At 71.3% G+C, this 21,380-nt stretch carries 21 protein-coding genes; 18 read left to right on the top strand and 3 right to left on the bottom strand.

The features are described from left to right. Positions 1–20: 20 nt before the first annotated feature. A complete protein-coding gene (locus tag IEY91_RS26815; protein ID WP_189175961.1) occupies positions 21–1,055 on the bottom strand; it encodes a LacI family DNA-binding transcriptional regulator in 1,035 nt (344 codons plus the stop codon). Positions 1,056–1,262: 207 nt separating this feature from the next. Between IEY91_RS26815 and IEY91_RS26810 the strand changes: the two genes are divergently transcribed. From IEY91_RS26810 to IEY91_RS26730, 17 genes are all read left to right on the top strand, one after another. Then, the gene (locus IEY91_RS26810) at positions 1,263–2,522 is read left to right on the top strand and encodes an MFS transporter (RefSeq protein WP_164326289.1); all 1,260 of its coding nucleotides are present in this window, start codon (positions 1,263–1,265) and stop codon (positions 2,520–2,522) included. Between the two features lie 9 nt (positions 2,523–2,531). Continuing rightward, a complete protein-coding gene (pafA, locus tag IEY91_RS26805; protein WP_164326290.1) occupies positions 2,532–3,893 on the top strand; it encodes a Pup--protein ligase in 1,362 nt (453 codons plus the stop codon). Positions 3,894–4,077: 184 nt separating this feature from the next. Then, positions 4,078–5,073, top strand: a complete 996-nt coding sequence (locus tag IEY91_RS26800; protein ID WP_164326291.1) for an FKBP-type peptidyl-prolyl cis-trans isomerase — start codon at positions 4,078–4,080, stop codon at positions 5,071–5,073. A 63-nt stretch (positions 5,074–5,136) separates the two neighbouring features. Next, complete coding sequence (locus IEY91_RS26795; RefSeq protein ID WP_164326292.1) at positions 5,137–5,511, top strand: FKBP-type peptidyl-prolyl cis-trans isomerase; 375 nt, start codon at positions 5,137–5,139, stop codon at positions 5,509–5,511. A 146-nt stretch (positions 5,512–5,657) separates the two neighbouring features. Further along, positions 5,658–6,674: a helix-turn-helix transcriptional regulator gene (locus IEY91_RS26790; RefSeq protein ID WP_189175960.1), complete on the top strand. Its 1,017-nt coding sequence runs from the start codon at positions 5,658–5,660 to the stop codon at positions 6,672–6,674. Between the two features lie 13 nt (positions 6,675–6,687). Then, positions 6,688–7,656, top strand: a complete 969-nt coding sequence (locus tag IEY91_RS26785) for a helix-turn-helix transcriptional regulator (RefSeq protein ID WP_189175959.1) — start codon at positions 6,688–6,690, stop codon at positions 7,654–7,656. 95 nt (positions 7,657–7,751) lie between these two features. Beyond that, the gene (locus IEY91_RS26780; protein ID WP_229697242.1) at positions 7,752–7,997 is read left to right on the top strand and encodes a CpXC domain-containing protein; all 246 of its coding nucleotides are present in this window, start codon (positions 7,752–7,754) and stop codon (positions 7,995–7,997) included. 9 nt (positions 7,998–8,006) lie between these two features. Next, entirely contained in the window at positions 8,007–8,204 is a 198-nt protein-coding gene (locus tag IEY91_RS26775; protein ID WP_189175958.1) for a hypothetical protein, read from the top strand. Between the two features lie 263 nt (positions 8,205–8,467). Continuing rightward, positions 8,468–8,761 (top strand): Sec-independent protein translocase subunit TatA, encoded by a 294-nt coding sequence (gene tatA, locus IEY91_RS26770; RefSeq protein ID WP_164326297.1) that lies wholly within the window; start codon positions 8,468–8,470, stop codon positions 8,759–8,761. A gap of 50 nt (positions 8,762–8,811) precedes the next feature. Next, a complete protein-coding gene (tatC, locus tag IEY91_RS26765) occupies positions 8,812–9,759 on the top strand; it encodes a twin-arginine translocase subunit TatC (RefSeq protein WP_491585157.1) in 948 nt (315 codons plus the stop codon). Between the two features lie 73 nt (positions 9,760–9,832). Continuing rightward, positions 9,833–10,723, top strand: coding sequence for a diacylglycerol kinase (locus IEY91_RS26760; RefSeq protein ID WP_189175957.1), 891 nt, complete (start codon positions 9,833–9,835; stop codon positions 10,721–10,723). 136 nt (positions 10,724–10,859) lie between these two features. Beyond that, positions 10,860–13,670 carry a DEAD/DEAH box helicase gene (locus tag IEY91_RS26755; RefSeq protein ID WP_189175956.1) on the top strand — a complete coding sequence of 937 codons (2,811 nt, stop codon included), beginning with the start codon at positions 10,860–10,862 and terminating at the stop codon, positions 13,668–13,670. Positions 13,671–14,105: 435 nt separating this feature from the next. Further along, entirely contained in the window at positions 14,106–15,737 is a 1,632-nt protein-coding gene (locus IEY91_RS26750; protein ID WP_229697241.1) for an ATP-binding protein, read from the top strand. After that, complete coding sequence (locus tag IEY91_RS26745; RefSeq protein WP_164326301.1) at positions 15,734–16,141, top strand: roadblock/LC7 domain-containing protein; 408 nt, start codon at positions 15,734–15,736, stop codon at positions 16,139–16,141. Before IEY91_RS26750 ends, IEY91_RS26745 begins: the two co-directional genes overlap by 4 nt. A 92-nt stretch (positions 16,142–16,233) precedes the next feature. Then, a complete protein-coding gene (locus IEY91_RS26740; RefSeq protein ID WP_229697255.1) occupies positions 16,234–16,584 on the top strand; it encodes a DUF742 domain-containing protein in 351 nt (116 codons plus the stop codon). Next, positions 16,565–17,194 (top strand): GTP-binding protein, encoded by a 630-nt coding sequence (locus tag IEY91_RS26735; RefSeq protein WP_164326303.1) that lies wholly within the window; start codon positions 16,565–16,567, stop codon positions 17,192–17,194. The genes IEY91_RS26740 and IEY91_RS26735 overlap by 20 nt, the downstream gene beginning before the upstream one ends. A 108-nt stretch (positions 17,195–17,302) precedes the next feature. Continuing rightward, on the top strand, positions 17,303–18,793 hold the full coding sequence (locus tag IEY91_RS26730) for a cytochrome P450 (RefSeq protein ID WP_189175954.1): 1,491 nt from the start codon (positions 17,303–17,305) through the stop codon (positions 18,791–18,793). Here IEY91_RS26730 and IEY91_RS26725 read toward each other — a convergent pair. Further along, positions 18,787–19,731 carry an RluA family pseudouridine synthase gene (locus tag IEY91_RS26725; protein ID WP_189175953.1) on the bottom strand — a complete coding sequence of 315 codons (945 nt, stop codon included), beginning with the start codon at positions 19,729–19,731 and terminating at the stop codon, positions 18,787–18,789. The genes IEY91_RS26730 and IEY91_RS26725 overlap by 7 nt on opposite strands. A 92-nt stretch (positions 19,732–19,823) precedes the next feature. Between IEY91_RS26725 and IEY91_RS26720 the strand changes: the two genes are divergently transcribed. Next, positions 19,824–20,414, top strand: coding sequence for a GNAT family N-acetyltransferase (locus tag IEY91_RS26720; protein WP_189175952.1), 591 nt, complete (start codon positions 19,824–19,826; stop codon positions 20,412–20,414). A gap of 118 nt (positions 20,415–20,532) precedes the next feature. On the opposite strand, the gene IEY91_RS26715 is transcribed toward IEY91_RS26720, so the two are convergent. Further along, positions 20,533–21,369: a siderophore-interacting protein gene (locus tag IEY91_RS26715; RefSeq protein ID WP_189175951.1), complete on the bottom strand. Its 837-nt coding sequence runs from the start codon at positions 21,367–21,369 to the stop codon at positions 20,533–20,535. Positions 21,370–21,380: the final 11 nt, after the last annotated feature.

Genomic DNA, 21,380 nt, shown 5'->3' with positions numbered 1-21,380 from the left:
GTGGCCCCGCGGCCCGGCGTTCAGCGTCGGGCCGCGGGGCTCTGTGCTGTGGAGCCGCGGACGATGAGGTCCACGGGCAGCGGCTCCGGTGCGGGGGTGCGGCCGCCGAGTACGGCGATGAGGGTGTCCATGCCCTGCTCCCCGAAGCGTTCGGCGGGCAGGGCGACGGTGGTGAGTTCGGGTTCGACGGCGGTGGCGAGGGTGAGGTCGTCGAAGCCGGTGACGCTGAGGTCGTCGGGCACGTGCAGGCCGAGCCGGCGCGCGGCCTTGCAGGCACCCGCGGCGAGCACGTCGTCGTCGCAGATGACGGCGGTGGGCCGGGGTCCCGGCGCGGTGAGCGCGGCCTCCGTGGCGGTGCGGGCGTCGTCGACGGCGAGGGCGGCCCTGGCGGTGCGTACGGTCGCGCCGGTGCCCGCCACCGCCGCGGTGAGGGCGTCGCGGCGTACGTCGAAGGTCCAGGAGCTGACGTCGGCGGCCAGGTGCAGGAGGTCGCGGTGGCCGAGGGCGAGCAGGTGTTCCGCGGCCTGGCGCATGCCGTCGGCGATGTCGAGGTTGACGGTGGCGGCGCCGAGGCTGTGGGCGGGGTCGCTGTCGAGCATGACGAGGGGGAGTTCGTCGCCGCGGATGGTCGCGAGGGCTTCGGAGGCCATGGAGGACGCCAGGACGCCGTCCAGGGAGGCGCGGGCGGAGTCGAAGGGGTCGCGGGCCGGGGCGGTGACGTCCGGGGCGGGGTAGAGGACGACGCCGAAGCCGTGACGGGCGGCGACGCGGGCGGCGCCGGTGTGGACGCGGGCGAAGAACTCGTTGGTGAGCGCGGGCACGACGAGGAGGGCGGTGCGGGTGCGGCCGAGGCGGAGGTTGCGGGCGGCGAGGTTCGGGCGGTAGCCGAGCTCGCGGGCGGCGGCGCGGACGCGTTCCGCGGTGCGTTCGGCGACGCGGCCCTGCCATTTGTCGCCGAGGACCAGGGAGACGGTGGCCTGCGAGACGCCGGCGGCACGGGCGACGTCGCGGCTGGTGGGGCGGGGGTCCGCGGTCTCGCGCTGGGGTCCGGCCACGGACGCCTCCTGCTCGCTGTGGGCCCCGGGAGCTGCCGGGGCGGTGGTCGTGTGCGGTGAGACCCGGTGGATCCCGTGGGCCTCGTCCGACGGCTCATCGGAGGATCGGTGGACCGCTGGACAGCGCACATGGTACGTATGACCCTCTAAGTTATACGTACAACGTGAGGCGCCACGGCGCGCGGGCGGGGCGAGGAGAGCGCACTGATGGCTTCCGGATACGGCGAGATCCTGCGCGCGCGGTACGCGACGCGGCTCCTTGTGGGCACCCTGGTGGGCCGGCTGCCGAACGCCACGGCGGCGATCGCCATCGTGCTCTTCGTCCGCGCGGAGGACGGGACGTACAGCCTGGCCGGGGCGCTGGCAGCGGTCTACGGAGTGGCGACCGCCGTGGGTCAGCCGCTGCTCGGGCGGCTCGTGGACCTCTACGGCCAGCCGCGCGTGATGCTGCCGTCGGCGGTCGTCTCCGCGCTCGGCATGGCGGCCTTCGCGTTCACCGGACCGGACACGCTCGCCGTCGCCTACGCCGCGATGGTGGTGGCCGGTCTGTTCACGCCGCCCTTGGAAGGCGGCCTGCGGGCGCTGTGGCCGGACGTGCTGCACAAGGAGGGGCAGGTCCACACGGCGTACGCGATGGACGCGGTGGCGCAGGAAGTCATGTTCACCGTGGGGCCGTTGCTCGTCACGGGGTTGGTGTCGCTGTGGTCGGCGAGCGCCGCGCTGCTCGTGGTGAACCTGATCGGTGTGCTCGGCGCGCTCTCTGTGGTGGTGTCGCGGCCCTCGCGCGCGTGGCGCTCCGCGCCGCGCGAGGCGCACTGGCTCGGCGCGCTGCGCTCGCCGGGGCTGCTCGCGCTGCTCGGGGCGTTCCTGTTCGTCGGTACGGCCCTTGGCGCCATCACGGTGGCGGGTGTGTCGTACGCGGACGGGCACGGCGGTGACGCGGTGTACGGGTGGATGATGGCGGGCCTGGGGCTCGGGGCGCTGCTCGGCGGCTCGGTCTATGGGGCGCGGCAGTGGAGTGGCGTACCGGAGCGGCGTCTTGTGGTGCTCGTCGCGCTGCTCGCGCTCTGTTATGTGCCGTTGGTGATGACGCCGGGCGCGGTGGGGATGGTGGCGCTGACGGCGCTCGCGGGTGTGTTCCTCGCGCCGGCGCTCGCGTGCGCGTTCATCGTGGTGGACCGGCACGCGCCCCGGGGCACGGTGACGGAGGCGTTCTCGTGGCTGGTGACCACCTTCACGGTGGGCACGTCCGTGGGGACGGCGGCGGGCGGGCCGGTGGTCGAGTGGGGCGGGACGCAGTGGGCGTTCGCCGTTCCGGGGCTCGCGGGGGCCGCGGCGCTGGTGGTGCTCGTGTGCACGCGGCGGGCGTTCGGTACCGGGCCTGCGGGCGGGACTGTTGAGGGTTCATCGGAAACTGATCGAAACGGTGCCGCCGAACCCGGTTTCAGTGCGGGGCATCGGGCGTAATGTTCAGTCATGGACCGCCGCATTTTCGGGCTGGAGAACGAGTACGGCGTCACGTGCACGTTCAGGGGACAGCGCCGTCTGTCGCCTGACGAAGTGGCGCGCTACCTCTTCCGCCGTGTTGTGTCATGGGGCCGCAGCAGCAACGTCTTTCTGCGGAACGGCGCCCGCCTGTATCTCGACGTGGGTTCACACCCGGAATACGCGACACCCGAGTGTGACAACGTGACCGAGCTGGTGACCCACGACAAGGCCGGCGAGCGCATTCTGGAAGGCCTGCTCGTCGACGCCGAACGCCGCCTGCACGAGGAGGGAATCGCGGGCGACGTCTATCTCTTCAAGAACAACACCGACTCGGCGGGAAACTCCTATGGTTGCCACGAGAACTATCTCGTGGCCCGGCACGGAGAGTTCTCGCGTCTCGCGGACATCCTCATTCCGTTCCTCGTCACACGGCAGTTGCTGTGCGGTGCCGGCAAGGTGCTGCAGACCCCGCGCGGCGCGGTGTACTGCGTGAGCCAGCGCGCGGAGCACATCTGGGAGGGTGTGTCGTCGGCGACGACACGCTCAAGGCCGATCATCAATACGCGTGACGAACCGCACGCGGACGCAGAGCGCTATCGCCGACTGCATGTGATCGTCGGCGACTCGAACATGTCCGAGACGACCATGCTCCTGAAGGTCGGCGCGACCGATCTCGTGCTGCGGATGATCGAAGCGGGCACGGTGATGCGGGACCTGACGCTGGAGAACCCGATCCGGGCCATCCGCGAGGTCAGCCACGACATCACGGGCCGCCGCAAGGTCCGCCTGGCCAGCGGCCGGGAGGCCTCCGCCCTCGAGGTGCAGCGGGAGTACTACGAGAAGGCGGTCGACTTCGTCGAGCGCCGCGGCATCCGCACGGGCACGGTCGAGCAGGTCCTCGAGCTCTGGGGGCGCACGCTCGACTCGATCGAGAGCGAGGACCTGGACCGCATCGGCACCGAGATCGACTGGGTGATGAAGTACAAGCTCATCGAGCGGTATCGGGCCAAGAACAATATGACGATGTCGCACCCGAGGGTCGCGCAGATAGACCTCGCGTACCACGACATCCACCGCCGCCGCGGGTTGTACTACCTCCTGGAGAGGAAGGGCCAAGCCGCCCGCATCTGCAACGACTTGAAGATCTTCGAGGGCAAGTCGGTGCCGCCGCAGACCACCCGCGCGCGGCTGCGCGGCGACTTCATCCGCCGTGCTCAGGAGCAGCGCCGGGACTTCACGGTGGACTGGGTCCACCTGAAGCTGAACGACCAGGCGCAGCGCACGGTGTTGTGCAAGGACCCGTTCCGCTCCGTCGACGACCGGGTGGAGAAGCTGATCGCCGGAATGTGAGCCGCGGTCGGCCGCCGTGCGACCGGCCCGTGGTCGGTGACAGGGCGGTTTGTGGCCAGTGAGACGCCGGGGCGTTGTGGGAACGCAACGCGGGGCGCCGTACGTTCCTCGTACGGCGCCCTTCTCACTGCGTAGAGTTGCGCGCACGCCAACCCACAAGATCGATCGATACGAGGCCCCCACCGTGCGCCGACGCTCACTTCTCCTGGCCGTTCCGGCCGGCCTGCTGACCCTGGCCGGATGCGGCGACGACGACAAGTCCGACAAGGCCAAGTCCAAGGACAGCCCGTCCCCTTCCAATTCGGCGCCGCCGAAGGCGAAGATCGTCGACGGACCTGTGCCCGACGTGACCAAGGGCACCAAGTTCGGCGAGAAGCCCACGGTCGCCAAGGGCTCCGGCAAGCCGTCGTCCGACCTCGCCGTGAAGACGCTCATCGCGGGCAAGGGCGTCGAGGTCGCCAAGGGGGACTATCTCCAGGCCCACTATCTCGGTCAGATCTGGAACACGGCCAAGGTCTTCGACAATTCGTACGACCGCAAGGCGCCGACGATCTTCCCGATCGGCGTCGGCCAGGTCATCCCGGGCTGGGACCAGGGTCTGGTCGGCAAGAAGGTCGACAGCCGCGTCGAGCTGGCCATCCCGCCGGAGCTGGGCTACGGCAAGCAGGGCAACAAGCAGGCGGGCATCAAGGGCACGGACACCCTCGTGTTCGTCGTCGACATCGTGAACACCTACGGCCCGAACAGCTCCGCCAAGGGCAAGGACGTCGCGCAGGACAACAAGGACCTGCCGAAGATCGGTACGAACACCGACGGCAAGGCCCCCAAGATCACCATCCCGAAGACGGACGCCCCGACCAAGGTCGAGTCGAGCTACGTCATCGAGGGCGACGGCGACGAGGTCAAGGAGGCCGACACCCTCCTCTGCCAGTACGAGGGCGTGCTGTGGGCCGACGGCAAGGAGTTCGACTCCTCGTACAAGAGGAAGCAGCTCGCGCAGTTCGCGCTTGCGCAGGTCATCCCCGGCTGGCGCGAGGGCCTGAAGGGCAAGAAGGTCGGCAGCCGCGTGCTGGTCGTCGTACCCCCGAAGGAGGGGTACGCGGACAAGCCGCCGCAGGGCAGCCCCATCAAGAAGGACTCCACGCTGGTCTTCTCCGTGGACATCCTCGCCAAGATGTGACCCCCGCGGGACGGATGCGAGACTGTCCCGGTTGCCCATTACGTACATGAGCAGGAGTTATTCGTGAGCATCGACAAGCCCGAGGTCGACTTCCCCGTCGGTGAGCCCCCCGCCGAGCTGCAGATCAAGGACATCTGGGAGGGCGAGGGCGCCGTCGCCAAGGCGGGCGACTTCGTCAAGGTCCACTACGTGGGCGTGGCCTTCTCGACCGGCGAGGAGTTCGACGCGTCCTGGAACCGCGGCAATCCGCTGGAGTTCCAGCTCGGCGCCGGCCAGGTCATTTCCGGCTGGGACCAGGGCGTGCAGGGCATGAAGGTCGGCGGCCGTCGCGAGCTGACCATCCCGGCCCACCTGGCGTACGGCGACCGTGGCGCCGGCGGCGGCCGCATCGCCCCGGGCGAGACGCTGATCTTCGTCTGCGACCTGGTCGCGGTCTGAGTCACCCCTGAGCCACTCCCGGACGTGTCCACGTCCGACCGGAAGTGTCCGTCGAGGGCCCGTGCCAACCGCGGCATGGGCCCTCGGCTTTTGCCACGACACGCCGTAGCGGTACGGTCGTCGATCGGGAGAGAGAAAGGGCGTCGATGGCCATTGCCAAGGCCGAGCGGCTGATGAATCTGGCGCTGTGTCTGCTCGGGACGAGGCGGCCGCTCAGCAAGCGCGAGCTGCGCGAGTCCATCGAGGCCTACGTCGAGGCGTTCGGGCCGGGTCCTGGAGCGGCCTTCGGGCCGGGCCGGTCCGCGCTCTCCGGGGCGTCGAGCGGGTCCGAGGACTCCTTCAACCGGATGTTCGAGCGCGACAAGGACGACCTGCGCGAACTCGGCCTGGTCATCGAGACGGTGGAGAACCTGGACGGCGAGGTGGGCTATCTCGCCCGCCGCGACAGCAACCGGCTGCCGCCCATCACGCTGGACGCCGAGGAGGCCGCCGCGCTCGGCCTCGCCGCGAAGGTGTGGCAGCAGGCCCGGCTCGCGGGCGCCGCGAGCGGCGCACTGCAGAAGCTGCGCGCCGCCGGACTGCCCGAGGACGTCGACCCGTACGAGGCGCACGGCGCCCTGGAGCCGCGCATCCCCGTGCACGAGGCCTCGTTCGAGCCCCTGATGCTCGCCTGCCGCGACCGGCGCTCCGTCGTCTTCGACTACCGCAAGGCCACCGCCGCGCGCCCCGAGCCGCGTCATGTCGAGCCGTGGGCCCTGGAGTGCTGGCGCGGTCACTGGTACCTGGCGGGCTGGGACCGCGACCGGGAGGCCGAGCGCGTCTTCCGGCTCTCCCGCATCACCGGCAAGGTCCGCTCGCGCGCGGGCAAGTTCCGGGCCGACGTGCCCGACGTGGTCACCGTCCGCGAGACCGTGGCGAGCTGGGCCGGGGAGAGCGCGGACCGCACCGCCCTGATCCGGCTGCGCAAGGGTGCCGGATATCCGCTGCGAGCGAAGGCCGTGGGCTCGCGGGAACTCGGCGAGGGCTGGGACGAGTTGGAGATTCCGTACGGGCACGGGCTCGACGCCTGGCTGGTGGAGTTCGGGCCCGACGTGGTGGTCCTGGAGCCCGCCGAGCTGCGGGCCGACGTCGTGGACCGGCTGCGCGCCGTGGCCAAGGGCTGAGGGGAAGCGAGCAATGGCCACGAACGCCATCGACCAGACCAGGCGGATGCTGTCCCTGGTGACCTATCTGCGTGAGCGCCCCGGCGCCCGCGTCGGTGACGTCGCACGGGCCTTCGGCATCACCCAGGACGAGCTGATCTCCGACCTGGACGTGCTGCCGCTGTGCGGGACCAGCTTCCGCGGGGGTGATCTCCTCGACATCGACACGGACGGCGACCGCATCTGGTGGCACAACCCCGACGATGTCGCCGAGCCGCTCAGACTCGCCGCGGACGAGGCCACGGCGCTGCTCGTGGCCGCCCGCGCGGTCTCCACGCTGCCGGGGCTGCGCGAGAGCGACCGGCTCGCGCTGCTGCGCGCCACGGCGAAGCTGGAGGAGGCCGCGGGCGAGGCGGCCGGGGCAAGCTCCCGGCTCTCGGTCACCTTCGAGTCCGAGGGCGGCGTCTTCGCCGACGTGGACCGCGCCATCTCCGAGCGGCGCAGACTCTGGATCCGTTACTACTCCCCGGCCCGCGACCAGCTCAGCGAGCGCGAGATCGACCCGATCCGGCTCGTCAGCGTCGGCCACACCTACGTGGAGGCGTGGTGCCGCCGCTCCGAGGCGCGCCGCACCTTCCGGCTCGACCGGGTCGCCGAGATCAAGATCCTGGACGAGCCGTCCGCGCCGCCCGAGATGGAGCTGCGGGACCTCTCCGAGAGCCTGGTGCAGCCCGCCGCCGAGGACCCCGAGGTCGTGGTGGAGGTGGGCCCCGGCGGCCGCTGGGTCGCCGAGTACTACCCCCACGACAGCGCGGAAGAGCTCCCCGAGGGCGGCCTGCGCATCACGCTGCGCACCCCCGACCCGGCCTCCCTGCGCCGCCTCGCGCTGCGCCTGGGCCGCGAGGGCCACATCGTCTCGCCCCAGGACCTGGCGGACAGCGCCCGCAGCGCGGCCCGCGAGGCGCTGGCGGCGTACGACGGCGGAGCAGAACCGCAGGGCTGAGCGGAACAGAACCGCAGAGCTGAGCCGAGCAGAGCAGAACCGCGGAGCTGAGAGCAGAGCCGCAGAGCCGAGGAGAATTGCCCAGTATGTCACTGATGCCTCTTTCGCCCCATTCAGTGGCCGCGGTCCTCTTCAAGGCCGCCTGCCCCGAGTGCCGCGCCCGTTTCGAACTGTCCGCGGGGGCGCTGCGCCTGGCCATCGGCGCTAGCCGGCGCACCACCTTCTACTCCTTCACCTGCCCGGAGTGCGGCAACTCCGTGCGCAAGCCCGCCGGCGAGCGCATCGTCGAGCTCCTCACCGGGGGCGGGGTGCGGACGCTGCGGCTGCACTCGACCGTCTAGGCTCGGCACATGTTCTGGGCGATGCTGGCGGTGGGCGCGGGGTTCTTCGGCCTCGCCGTCCTGAGTGTGTTCGCGATCAAGGTCTTCGTGGAGGCCCAGCGGCTCGGCGTTCAAGTGACCGAGACCACACGGCAGATCAACCGCGCCGCCGAGGATCTGGAGAAGGCCGCGGCGGGGGTCGCGCGCGCGGGCCAGGACCTCGGCTGAGCGGCGCCTTCCGGTCGGTGCGGGGCGATGACGTCCGACCGCTCGCGGCGCGCGGCACGACGCGGCCTGTCAACTCCCCATATCAGGCGGGTACGCTGCTGAAGCGGCCCGAAATGTGAGGCGCGGGCCGCAACTGGGAGTATGCACGGGGATTGCCCTGCGTTTACTCCAGGGGGTTACGATCGCTGCCAAGCCCGGTGATCGGACGACTGTCCGACAGCCGGTCCCGAAATCTGACGCCTCGGTGAAGAAGGTAGACAGCTATGGGTAGGCTCGGCCCCACCGAGATCATCCTGATCCTCGTCATCCTGGTCCTGCTCTTCGGTGCGAAGAAGCTGCCGGACATGGCCCGGTCCCTCGGCAAGTCGGCTCGGATCCTCAAGAGCGAGGCCAAGGCGATGAAGTCGGACGGCAAGAAGGACGAGGAGGCGCCCGCCGACCCGCCCGCGCCCGCCGACCAGTCCGCTCCGCAGCAGCGCACCATCCAGGCCGCGCCCGGCGACGTGACCAGCTCCCGTCCCGTCACCGAGCCGACCGACCAGACGACTAAGCGCTGATCCAAGGCCGGTTGCGACGGCCGGCCTGCCGCACGAGATGAGGACGTGGGTTGCTCAAGTCTGCCCGCAAGAAGGAGAGGGACCCCGAGGGGCGGATGCCGCTCGCGGACCATCTGCGTGAGCTCCGCAACCGGCTCGCGAAGGGAATGCTGGCGATCGCGATCGTCTCGATCGTCGCCGCGTTCTACAGCGAGGAGCTGATGAAGTTCCTCGCGGACCCCGTCCCGCGCTGCAAGGAGGGGCAGTCCACCACAGGTGGCGTGTGCGCCCAGGTCGCGTACATGGACCTGCTCTCGCCCTTCACCACCACGGTGAAGGTGTCCCTCATGGTCGGCATCATCGTGGCCAGCCCGGTCTGGCTCTACCAGCTCTGGGCCTTCGTCGCGCCCGGACTGCACAAGCACGAGCGCAAGTACACCTACGCCTTCGTGGGTGCCGCCGTGCCGCTGTTCTTCGGCGGTGCCTGGCTCGCGTACGAGATCATGCCCATCAGCATCCGGGTGCTCCTCGGCATCACGCCCGAGGGCTCCGAGAACATCCTGCCGATGGACAAGATCCTCGACTTCAGCGTCCGGATGGTCCTCGTCTTCGGCGCCTCCTTCGAACTGCCGCTGCTGCTCGTGATGCTGAACATGACGGGCATGGTCACCGGACGCCGCATGCTCCACTGGTGGCGCGGCGTCGTGATGGGCGTCTTCGTCTTCGGCGCGGTCGCGACGCCCACGACCGACCCCGTCGGCATGCTGGCGCTCGCCGGACCCATCGTCGTCCTCTACTTCCTCGCCGTCGGCTTCTCGATCCTGAACGACAAGCGCCGCCACCGCGCGGACCCGGACGCCGAACTCGACGACGACGAGGCCTCCGACCTTGACCTCACCCCCGATCCGGTCGGCGGGATCGAACCGGTCCCCGCGTCCAAGGCGCTCCCGGAACAGACCAACGGCAGCGGCTCCGAGGCCCGCACGTCCCGGTACAACGGGTACGACGACGTCACCTGAGCCACCCCACCGCGCGGGCCCGGACCGGGCCCGCGACTGGTTGCCGCGGCGCACCGCCTTGTAGGGTCCGCCCGTGACCAGCGAGATCACCCTCTTCGTCAATCCCACCGCGGGCCGCGGCCGCGGCGCGCACGCCGCGCAGCCGGCCGCCGCCGCCCTGCGCGCCGCCGGATTCTCCGTACGCACCGTCATCGGCGAGGACGCCGGGGACGCGCTGCGCCGGGCCAGGGCCGCGGTCGACGGCGGCACCGGGGCGCTGATCGCCGTCGGCGGCGACGGCATGGCGAGCCTCGCCCTGCAGGCCGTCGCCGGGACCCGCACCCCGCTCGGCGTGATCGCCGTGGGCACCGGCAACGACTTCGCGCGGGCCCTCGGCCTGCCCGTGCGGGAACCCGCCGCCGCGGGAGCCGTCGTCGCCGCCGCGCTGAAGGAGGAGCGGATACGCGACGTCGACCTCGGGCAGGTCGGCGCCACCTGGTTCGGGACGGTGCTCGCCTCCGGATTCGACTCGCGGGTCAACGACCGCGGCAACCGCATGCGCTGGCCCAGCGGACGGATCAAGTACGACCTCGCGATGCTCGCGGAACTGGCCGCGTTCAAGCCCGTTCCGTACCGCATCACCCTCGACGACGGCCAGGCGCGCGAGGTCGAGGCGACGCTCGTCGCGATCGGCAACGGGCCCTCGTACGGCGGCGGCATGAAGATCTGTGCCGGGGCCGACATGAGCGACGGGCTCTTCGACGTCACCGTGGTCGGCGACTGCAGCCGGACCACGCTGCTCAAGGTCTTTCCGCGGGTCTACAAGGGCACGCACCTGGACCACCCCAAGGTCACCGTGCACCGGGCCGCGAAGGTGGAGATCGCGGCGCCGGGGACCACCGGCTACGCGGACGGCGAACGGCTTGGGGAGCTGCCGCTGACGGCCCTGTGTGTGCCGGGGGCGGTGCGGATCCTCGGGCCCTGACGCGGCCCCCGGGCTCGCGCCGGGGCGGCGCACCACCACGCGCACCACCACCCGGCACGCCCGTCACCTGCGGATTCCTGGCGGTCCCGATAATGATCGTCCGTTGTCAGTGGTGGCCGGTAGGCTCGAAAGCACGATGACAGAGGACCTCTCACCGGCCGAGCGGTATGCGGCAGCGCGTCAGCGTGCTGCCGAGCAGGCCACCGCGCTCGCGGACTTCCGCGAGATGTACGAATTCGGCCTCGACCCCTTCCAGATCGAGGCGTGCCAGGCGCTCGAGTCCGGCAAGGGTGTGCTCGTGGCCGCCCCCACGGGCTCGGGCAAGACGATCGTCGGCGAGTTCGCCGTGCACCTCGCCCTCCAGCAGGGCAAGAAGTGTTTCTACACCACACCGATCAAGGCGCTCTCCAACCAGAAATACGCCGACCTGGCCAAGCGCTACGGCGCGGACCGGGTGGGCCTGCTCACCGGCGACAACAGCGTCAACTCCGAGGCACCGGTCGTCGTGATGACCACCGAGGTCCTCAGGAACATGCTGTACGCGGGCTCCCAGTCGCTGCTCGGCCTCGGCCATGTGGTGATGGACGAGGTGCACTACCTCTCGGACCGCTTCCGCGGCGCCGTATGGGAGGAAGTGATCATTCACCTCCCGGAGTCGGTCACCCTCGTCTCGCTCTCGGCCACGGTGTCGAACGCGGAGGAGTTCGGGGACTGGCTCGACACGGTCCGCGGTGACACCGAGGTGATCGTCTCCGAGCACCGCCCCGTGCCGCTGTTCCAGCACGTGCTCGCGGGCCGCCGGATGTACGACCTGTTCGAGGAGGGCGAGGGCCGGCGCAAGACGGTCAACCCCGACCTGACGCGGATGGCGCGCCTGGAGGCCAGCCGTTCGTACAACCCGCGCGACCGCCGCAAGGGCAAGATGGTCCGCGAGGCCGACCGCGAGCGGGAGCGCAGATCGCGCTCGCGGATCTGGACGCCGGGCCGCCCCGAAGTCATCGAGCGGCTCAATGCCGAAGGGCTCCTGCCCGCCATCACGTTCATCTTCAGCCGCGCCGGCTGCGAGTCCGCCGTCCAGCAGTGTCTGTACGCGGGATTGCGTCTGAACGACGACGAGGCGCGCCTGCGCGTGCGCGAGATCGTCGAGGAGCGCACGGCCTCCATCCCGAACGAGGACCTCCATGTCCTCGGCTACTACGAGTGGCTGGAGGGCCTGGAGCGCGGCATCGCCGCCCACCACGCGGGCATGCTGCCGACCTTCAAGGAGGTCGTGGAGGAGCTGTTCCTGCACGGCCTGGTGAAGGCCGTGTTCGCCACCGAGACACTGGCGCTCGGCATCAACATGCCCGCGCGCAGCGTGGTCCTGGAAAAGCTCGTGAAGTGGAACGGCGAACAGCACGCCGACATCACCCCCGGCGAGTACACCCAGCTCACCGGCCGCGCGGGCCGCCGAGGCATCGACATCGAGGGCCACGCGGTCGTGCTGTGGCAGCGCGCCATGAGCCCCGAGCACCTGGCGGGCCTCGCGGGCACCCGCACCTATCCGCTGCGCTCCAGCTTCAAGCCGTCGTACAACATGGCGGTGAACCTGGTCGAGCAGTTCGGCAGGCACCGCTCGCGCGAGCTCCTGGAGACGTCCTTCGCGCAGTTCCAGGCCGACAAGTCGGTCGTCGGGATCTCCCGGCAGGTGCAGAAGAACGAAGAGGGCCTGGAGGGCTACAAGGCCTCCATGACCTGCCACTTGGGGGACTTCGAGGAGTACGCGCGGCTGCGCCGCGAGCTCAAGGACCGCGAGACCGAGCTCGCCAAGCAGGGCGCCGTGCAGCGCAGGGTCGCCGCCGCGGCCGCCCTGGAGAAGCTCAAGCCGGGCGACGTGATCCACGTGCCCACCGGCAAGTACGCGGGCCTCGCGCTCGTGCTCGACCCCGGGCTGCCCGCGGGCCGCGCCAACGGGCACCGCGGCTTCGAGCACCAGGACGGCCCGCGCCCGCTGGTGCTCACCGCCGAGCGGCAGGTCAAGCGGCTCGCGTCGATGGACTTCCCGGTGCCCGTCGAGGCCGTCGAGCGGATGCGCATCCCGAAGTCGTTCAACGCGCGCTCCCCGCAGTCACGCCGCGACCTCGCCTCCGCGCTGCGCACCAAGGCCGGGCACCTCGTGCCCGAGCGGCATCGCAAGGGCCGTGCCGCGGCCGCCGACGACCGCGAGATCGCCCGCCTGCGCGCCGAGTTGCGGGCCCACCCGTGCCACGGCTGCGACGAGCGCGAGGACCACGCCCGCTGGGCCGAGCGCTATCACCGGCTGCTGCGCGACACCTCGCAGCTGGAGCGCCGCATCGAGGGGCGCACGAACACCATCGCCCGCACCTTCGACCGCATCGTCGCGCTGCTCACCGAGCTCGACTATCTGCGCGGCGACGACGTCACCGAGCACGGCAGGCGCCTCGCCCGGCTGTACGGCGAGTTGGACCTGCTGGCGAGCGAATGCCTGCGCGCGGGCGTGTGGGAGGGCCTGTCGCCCGCCGAACTGGCCGCGTGCGTCTCCGCGTTGGTGTACGAGGCCCGGGTCAGCGACGACGCGCTCGCGCCGAAGCTGCCCTCCGGCAAGGCCAAGGCGGCGCTGGGCGAGATGGTGCGCATCTGGGGCCGCCTCGACGCCCTGGAGGAGGAGTTCAGGATCAACCAGGCGGAGGGCGTCGGCCAGCGCGAGCCCGACCTCGGCTTCGCCTGGGCGGCGTACATGTGGGCGAGCGACAAGGGCCTCGACGAGGTCCTGCGCGAGGCCGAGATGCCGGCCGGTGACTTCGTGCGCTGGTGCAAGCAGGTCATCGACGTGCTCGGGCAGATCTCGGCGGCGGCGCCGCGCGAGAACAGCACGGTCGGGAAGAACGCCCGCAAGGCAGTGGACCAACTCCTGCGCGGAGTGGTGGCGTACAGCTCGGTCGGCTGACAGCAGGGCTCCGTCGGCTGACGTACGGAGCGTTCCAGTGGCCCCCGTCGGGTGAACCGGCGGGGGCCACTGCCGTACCCACGTCCGGCGTACCCCACCTGCGGGACACCGTGGCCGAAAAGGCCCCTCGCGGTGACTCCACGCGGTTGTGCGGTCGCCACGCGTGCAAATGGAGCAGAGTGTAGGCCCCTCGGCGGGCGCTCGCAGAGGGTTGCCGAATATGACTCCAGCGTGATGCGAGCGGACTAAGCTCGCCCGGAGCGCGGCGAGTTGAACGAGTTGCGACAGATTCGCGCGCTTGTTCCCGGATATTCGATAGTTCGTTTTCCTCCGCGGGGTGAAACCCCCCGCCAGTGACTTGTACCCCCACATCCCCCACGTATCCAACGTCCCCAATTCCTCCCCCCCCCCAAGACGAGTGTTCAGAGGGCATACATGGTGAGTGTTCAATCGCCTCCCGGTGGCCGAGAAGTCCCTTACGCACGCGTGCTGTTGCTGCCCGCCATGGTCATGGCGGCGGCGACGGGAGCCGCCGTCGCCGCGGTGACGGAGCCGGCCCGGATCGCGGTCGGCTGGTGCGGCGCCATCGCCACGCTGGTGGTCGTCGCCGTCGGCGCCGAAGCAGCTCGCCGCGGCCGCGCGCTCCGGGACCTGCGCAGGGCTCACGCGGCGCAGACCGCGCACCTGGAGCACCGCATCGCGACCCACGACGAGGACACGATCCGCCTGGGCCGCGAACTGCTGCCCGAGACCCTCTACCGGGTCCGGCAGGGCGAGGCCCCCTCCGAGGTCATCCGCCACGTCATCGACGGCGACGAGACCAACCGCCGTCTGCCGCAGGCCCAGCGCGTCCTGCTGCGCTCCGTCCTGGACACCCTGGACCACGAGGAGGCGATGCGCGAGAACGCGCAGCGCGCCTTCGTGAACATCGCGCGGCGCGTGCAGTCCATCGTCCACCAACAGGCCGCGGAACTGCGCGACATGGAGGAGTTCCACGGCCGCAACCCCGAGGTCTTCGACGACCTGCTCCGCATCGACCACGGCACGGCCCTCATCGGCCGCCTCGCCGACTCGATCACGGTGCTCGGCGGGGCCCGCCCCGGACGCCAATGGCCCAAGCCCGTACCGCTGTTCAGCGTGCTGCGCGGCGCCATGTCCCGGATCCTGGAGTACCAGCGCGTCGACCTGCACTCCATCGCCAAGGTCAACATCCACGGCACCAAGGTGGAGCCGCTCATCCACGCCTGCGCCGAACTGCTCGACAACGCCACGCGCTACTCGCCGCCGCAGACCCGGGTGCACGTCACCGCGGTCGAGGTGCAGACGGGCATCGCCGTCGAGATCGAGGACGGCGGTGTCAGCCTCAGCGAGGAGGCCCGTGCCCGGGCCGAGCGGATGCTGGAACGGGCGCAGCAGGGTATGGACCTGAACGACCTCGGTGAGACACCGCGCCTCGGCATGGCGGTCGTGGGCCGGATCTCGCAGATGTACAACCTCCAGGTCTCGCTCAGGCAGTCCGCGTACGGCGGCGTGCGCGCCGTCCTCATCGTGCCGCGCGACATGCTCACCTCCGAGCCCGCACCCGGCCTCGCGCACGGCATCGGCGCCGCCGCGGTGCCGCGCGTGAACGCCGACGGCACGATCATCGAAGAGGCTCGCGACATCCGCCGCAAGAAGCCGCGCAAGGTCACCACGGTGCCCCGCCCTTCCATGCCGCTCACTGCGTCCATGGCGGACGACATCCCCGAAGTCACCGAGTGGACGGCCAATGGCCTTCCGCAGCGCAGGAGTCGCGTCAAGATGTCGCTCAGCGAGCGCTACGCGCAGGAGGCCGAGGCCCAGCGCCGCGCCGAGGCGGCCATGGCCGCGGCCCCCCCTCCGCCGCCGCAGCCGGCGCCGAAGGAGGAGAAGGAGCCCGGTCTGTGGATCGAGGCCTTCATGAAGGGCGTGAACGGCGAGGACCCCACCACGGGCGACCCCGCGCACGACCCGGCGGCCCCGCAGCAGGTCCGCAACCACAACGACCACGGCAGCACCGACAACGCCGACGAGGGGGGCTGGAAGTGATCCAGCAGCGGGCCAACTTCGACTGGATGCTCAAGGAGCTCGCCGACGGCGTGCACGGGGTCCGGCAGATCGTGGTGCTCTCCGCCGACGGTCTGCGCATCGCGCGCCATGGCGGTGACCCCGACGGGGCCGACCGCCTCGCCGCCGCCTGCGCCGGGCTGCAGAGCCTCGCCGCCGCCGTGGCCACCGAGATCCTGGAGAGCGACGGCACCATGCGCATGGTCATCATCGAGGTCGACTGCGGCTACTTCTACATGATGGCTGCGGGCGCCGGAGCGTATCTCGCCGTCCTCGCCGAGGAAACCGTCGACGCGGGCATGATCGGCAACCGCATGCGGGACCTGGTCGTCCGGATCGGCGCGCACCTCACGAGCCCGCCCCGGCGAGACGGGCAGGCCGTATGACTCATCCGCTAGACCCTCTGCAAGACGGTGTCCCCGACGGCCCCGATGGCCTGTCCGGCCTCGACGGCCACGATGCCCGCTTCCAGGCGGAGGTGCCCGTCCGGCGTGAACGCCGCAGTCCGGAGAACCCGGAGAGGCTCTACATCCTCACCGGCGACGACTCGGAGCGGGCACCGCTCGACCTGGTCACGCTGATCGTCGCCAACGGCGACCCGTCCCCGACGGCCCAGCCCGAGCAGTCCGCCGTGCTGCGGCTGTCCCGGACGCCGCTGTCCGTCGCGGAGCTCTCGGCCTACATGGCGTTGCCGGTCAGCGTGGTGACCGTGGTCCTCACGGACCTGCTCGCGGCGGACTTAGTGCAGGCGCGCGCGCCCGTCGTGCGCTCCGCGCTCCCCGACCGTTCCCTTCTCGAAGCGGTGATGCATGGACTTCAAAAGCTCTGACACGCTCACCTCCGGCGCGATCACCGGGCCCCGCGAGCAGGACGTCCTGCCCGCCACGGCCGCGGCCGCCGTGAAGGTCGTCATCGTGGGCGGGTTCGGAGTCGGCAAGACGACGATGGTGGGCTCGGTCAGCGAGATCCGTCCGCTGACCACCGAAGAGACCATGACGCAGGCCGGCATCGGAGTCGACGACAACTACGGCTCCGAGACGAAGACGGCGACGACCGTCGCGATGGACTTCGGCCGGATCAGCGTCTCCGAGGAGCTGGTGCTTTACCTGTTCGGCACCCCGGGTCAGGAACGCTTCTGGTTCCTGTGGAACGGCCTCTTCGAAGGCGCCCTCGGCGCCGTCGTCCTCATCGACACCCGCCGCCTGGAAGTCAGCTTCGACGTGATCGGGCGCCTGGAGGAGCGCGGCGTGCCGTTCATCATCGCCGTCAACGACTTCCCGGACGCGCCGCGCCACCCGCTCGACGCCCTGCGCACGGCGCTCGACCTGGACCAGCACGTGCCGATAGTGCACTGCGACGCCCGCCAGCGGGTCTCCAGCAAGGACACGCTGATGACGCTCATGCGCTATCTGCACGCCCTGGCCGTCGCCAGGGCCTGAGCCCTCCGGTCGGCCGTGGGCAGACGGTCCCGCACCGCGCGCCCGCGCCACCTCACGCCCCAACGACCCCACACACCCCGGACCTTTCGCGACCCCGGAGCGACCACCGTGACGACCCCCTCTCCCTCCCGACCCGGCACCGACGCGGCCACCGCGCCGCCCCCCGGCTGCCCCGCCCACCAGTCCTCCGGCATCGGCGCCGGCGGCCTGCGGCGCCTGTTCGGCCCCGAGGCCGACCAGGACCTCGCGGGCGTGTACGAGAAACTGCGCGCCGAACACGGCCCGGTGGCCCCGGCGCTGCTCCACAACGACGTACGCGTCTGGGCGGTGCTCGGCCACAGCGAGAACCTGCACATGGTCCGCACGCCGTCGCAGTACACCCGCGACTCCCGGCAGTGGAGCGCCGTCAAGGACGGCACCGCGGGCCTGGACCACCCGCTCGCGCCCGTGTTCACCTGGCAGCCGATGGCGTCCTTCGTCGAGGGCGCCGAGCACCAGCGGCTGCGCGGGGCGGTCACCGGCGCCATGGCGGGCCTCGACCACCGCGGCATCCGCCGCCACATCAACCGCTACAGCAACAAGCTCCTCAACGACATCTGCGAGACCGGCCGGGCAGACCTGGTCGGCCAGTTCGCCGAGCAACTGCCGATGATGGTGATGCTGCACGTCCTCGGCATGCCCGAGGACTACAGCGAGCGCATGGTCCAGGCCGCCCGCGACATGATCAAGGGCACCGAGACGGCCATCGCCAGCAACGAGTACGTGATGGAGGCCCTCACCCGGCACGTCGTGCGCCGCCGCGCCCAGCCCGAGGAGGACTTCACCAGCGCCCTCATCGCCCAGCCCGCGCAGCTCACCGACGACGAGGTCGCCGCCCATCTGCGCCTGGTGCTCATCGCGGCGTACGAGGCCACCGCGAACCTCATCGCGAACGTGCTGCGCATGGTCCTCACCGACCCGCGCTTCCGCGCCCAGCTCAGCGGCGGCCAGATGACGGTGCCCGAGGCGGTCGAGCAGTCGCTGTGGGACGAGCCGCCGTTCAGCGCGATGGTCGGCTACTTCGCCAAGCAGGACACCCAGCTCGGCGGCCAGCAGATCAAGGCGGGCGACGGACTGCTGCTCGGCATCCAGCCGGGCAACGTCGACCCCGTCGTACGCCCCGACCTGGCCGCGAACATGCAGGGCAACCGCTCCCACCTCGCGTTCAGCGGCGGGCCGCACGAGTGCCCCGGCCAGGACATCGGCCGCGCCATCGCCGACACCGGCGTCGACGCGCTGCTCATGCGGCTGCCCGATGTGGAACTCGCCGTGGACGAGCGGGAGTTGGGCTGGCGGTCGTCGATCCTGTCCCGGCACCTGGTGGAGCTGCCGGTGACCTTCGGCAAGCGGCCGCCGCAGGACGTCAAGGCCAGGCCGATGTCGCATGTGCCGACGCCGCGCAGGAACTGGGAGGTGTCGTCCCCGATGCCGCAGCCGTTCCCCCAGCCGACCGCCCCGGCGCCGGAGCCGGTCGCTCCCGCGCCGCAGCAGCCGGCTGCCGCGCCGATCCGGCGCAAGGGCGCCTGGCGGCGCTTGCTTGAGTGGTGGCGCGGCTACTGAGCCCAGTCGTCGTACGCCGACCACGCCTCCAGGGTGCGTCCGCTCGCGAAGCGGTGTGCCGCGCCGGTGACGGGGTCGGTGAACTCCAGGACGCGGGCCAGGAGTTGGAGGGGGCGCCGGAAGTCGTCCGGCGCCGTCGCCGCGCGCACCTCCGGGTACAGCGGGTCGCCCAGGATGGGCAGGCCCAGGGCGTTCATGTGGACCCGGAGCTGGTGCGTGCGGCCGGTGTGCGGGAGGAGTCGGTAGCGGCCCAACCGGCCGTCGTGCTCGATGAGTTCGACGCGGCTCTCGCTGTTCGGCTCGGCGCCGGGCACCTCGTACGCCGCGAGGACGCCGCGCTCCTTGACGATGTGGCTGCGTACGGTGCGCGGCAGGTCGAGCCGGGGGTCGTACGCGGCCACGGCCTCGTACTCCTTGCGGACCCGGCGGTCGCCGAACAGCGACTGGTACGCGCCGCGTTCCTCGGGCCGCACGGTGAACAGGAGCAGGCCCGCGGTGAGCCGGTCCAGGCGGTGCGCGGCGCCGAGCGCCGGGATGCCGAGGCCGGCGCGCAGGCGCGCGAGCGCGGTCTGTGTCACGTGGCTGCCGCGCGGCATGGTGGCCAGGAAGTGCGGTTTGTCGGCGACGACGATGTGTTCGTCGCGGTACACGACGTCGATGGCGTACGGGACCGGGGGCTCGGCGGGCAGGTCCCGGTGGAACCACACGTACGCGCCCGCCAGGTACGGGGCGTCCGGCGCCACCGGCACTCCGTCCGCCCCGACGACCCGGCCTTCGCGCAGCATCGCGTCGACGACTCCGTCCGGGACGGAGAGGCGCTCGGCGAGGTGGTCGCGCACCGTGGCCCACGCGCCGTCGGCCGGAAGCCGGACCCGCACGGGGTCGACGCCGTCGCGCTGCGGCAGGGGAGGGGGCGGAACGCGGCGTCTTCGGGTCACAGCGGGCAAGGCTACTGGCGAAGCCGCCGGCTCCCGGGAGAGCCCCGAAAAACCGCTGTCCTCGCGCGGCGGCCACGCTGCACGATGACGGCATGCCGTACAAGATCCCGAACGTGGTGGAGCCCGGAACCCTCGCGGGCCAGGAGCAACCGACCCTCGCCGCCCACGGCGGCCTGATCCTGCGCGCCTGGTCGCCGCGGGACGCGCCCGCCGTGTACGAGGCCTTCCAGGACCCGGTGCTGCAACGCTGGCACGCGCGCGTGGCCGACGACGAGGACGAGGCCCGCGAGTGGATCGAGGGCTGGCGGGCGGCGTGGGCCGAGGAGCAGAACGCGCACTGGGCGGTCGCCGACGGGGACACCGGTGAGGTGCTCGGCCGGGTCGCGCTGCGCGAGATCAACCTCGCGGACGGCCAGGCGGAGATGGCGTACTGGACCCTGCCGCGCGCCCGCGGCCGAGGCGTCGCCCCCCGCGCGGTCACCGCCCTCGCCGACTGGGCCCTCGACGTCGCGGGCCTGCACCGCCTGGAACTCACCCACGCGACAGCCAACGAAGCGTCCTGCCGAGTGGCCCTGAAAACCGGCTTCGAGACGGAGGGCACCAAGCGCAGCGCCATCCTGCACGAGGACGGGTGGCACGACATGCACTTGCACGCGCGGATCAAGGAGGACGGGGTGGGCTAGGCGCAGGCGCAGGCGCGGGGCCACGTGCCCGTTCCGCCGCAGTGTGGGTGAGGCGCAGGCACCGGCCGCGTCCCCGTTCGCCGCAGCGTGGGCACACCGCCCAAGCCGAGCGCAGCGGCTACGCAGCTGTCTCCTGTTCCGCCTCCACCTGTGCGTTCCACTCCCGCTTCGACGCCTGCCAGCCGTCCTCGTTGTGGCCGAGGCGCCAGTAGCCGGACACGGAGAGGCGCTCGCGGGGGACCTGGTGGTCCACGCGCAGGAGGCGGCGCAGTTCCTTCACGAAGCCTGCCTCGCCGTGGATGAAGGCCTGCACGTCGCCCTGGGGGAAGTCCAGGGCGCGGACGGCTTCCACCAGGGCCCGGCCGACGGGGCGGCCGGCGCGGTGGAGCCAGACGACCTCGGCGTGGGTGTCGATCGGCTGCTGCTCCTCGGGGCCCTCGACCTCCACGAAGGCGCGTACGTCGGCGCCCTCGGGCAGGGACTCCAGGGCGGCGGCGATCGCGGGCAGCGCGCTCTCGTCGCCCGCGATCAGGTGCCAGTCGGCGGCCGGGTCCGGGACGTACGCGCCGCCGGGGCCGAGCATGCGGACCGTCTCGCCCGGCCGCACCCGCCGCGCCCACGGCCCGGCGAGGCCCTCGTCGCCGTGGATCACGAAGTCGAGGGCGAGCTCGCGCGCCTTGGGGTCCCACCAGCGCACCGTGTACGTACGCGTCACGGGCCACTGCTCGCGCGGCAGCTCCTCACGGATCCGCTGGATGTCGAAGGGCTCCGGGTAGCTCACGCCCTCGGGCGCGAAGAGCAGCTTCACATAGTGGTCCGTGCAGTCTCCGGCCGTGAAATCCGCGAGGCCCTCGCCGCCCACCACCACGCGCTGCATGTGCGGCGTCAGGCGCTCGGTGCGCACGACCTGCGCGATGTGCGGCTTGGGAGTCTTGCGTGCGGGTCGCTCTGCCATTGCGGTCGGCC

It is taken from the genome of Streptomyces lasiicapitis, assembly GCF_014646335.1.
GTDB classification, from domain to species: Bacteria; Actinomycetota; Actinomycetes; order Streptomycetales; family Streptomycetaceae; genus Streptomyces; species Streptomyces lasiicapitis.
Note: the sequence above shows the minus strand (reverse complement) of the source record. Positions and strands in the feature narration are given on the sequence as shown.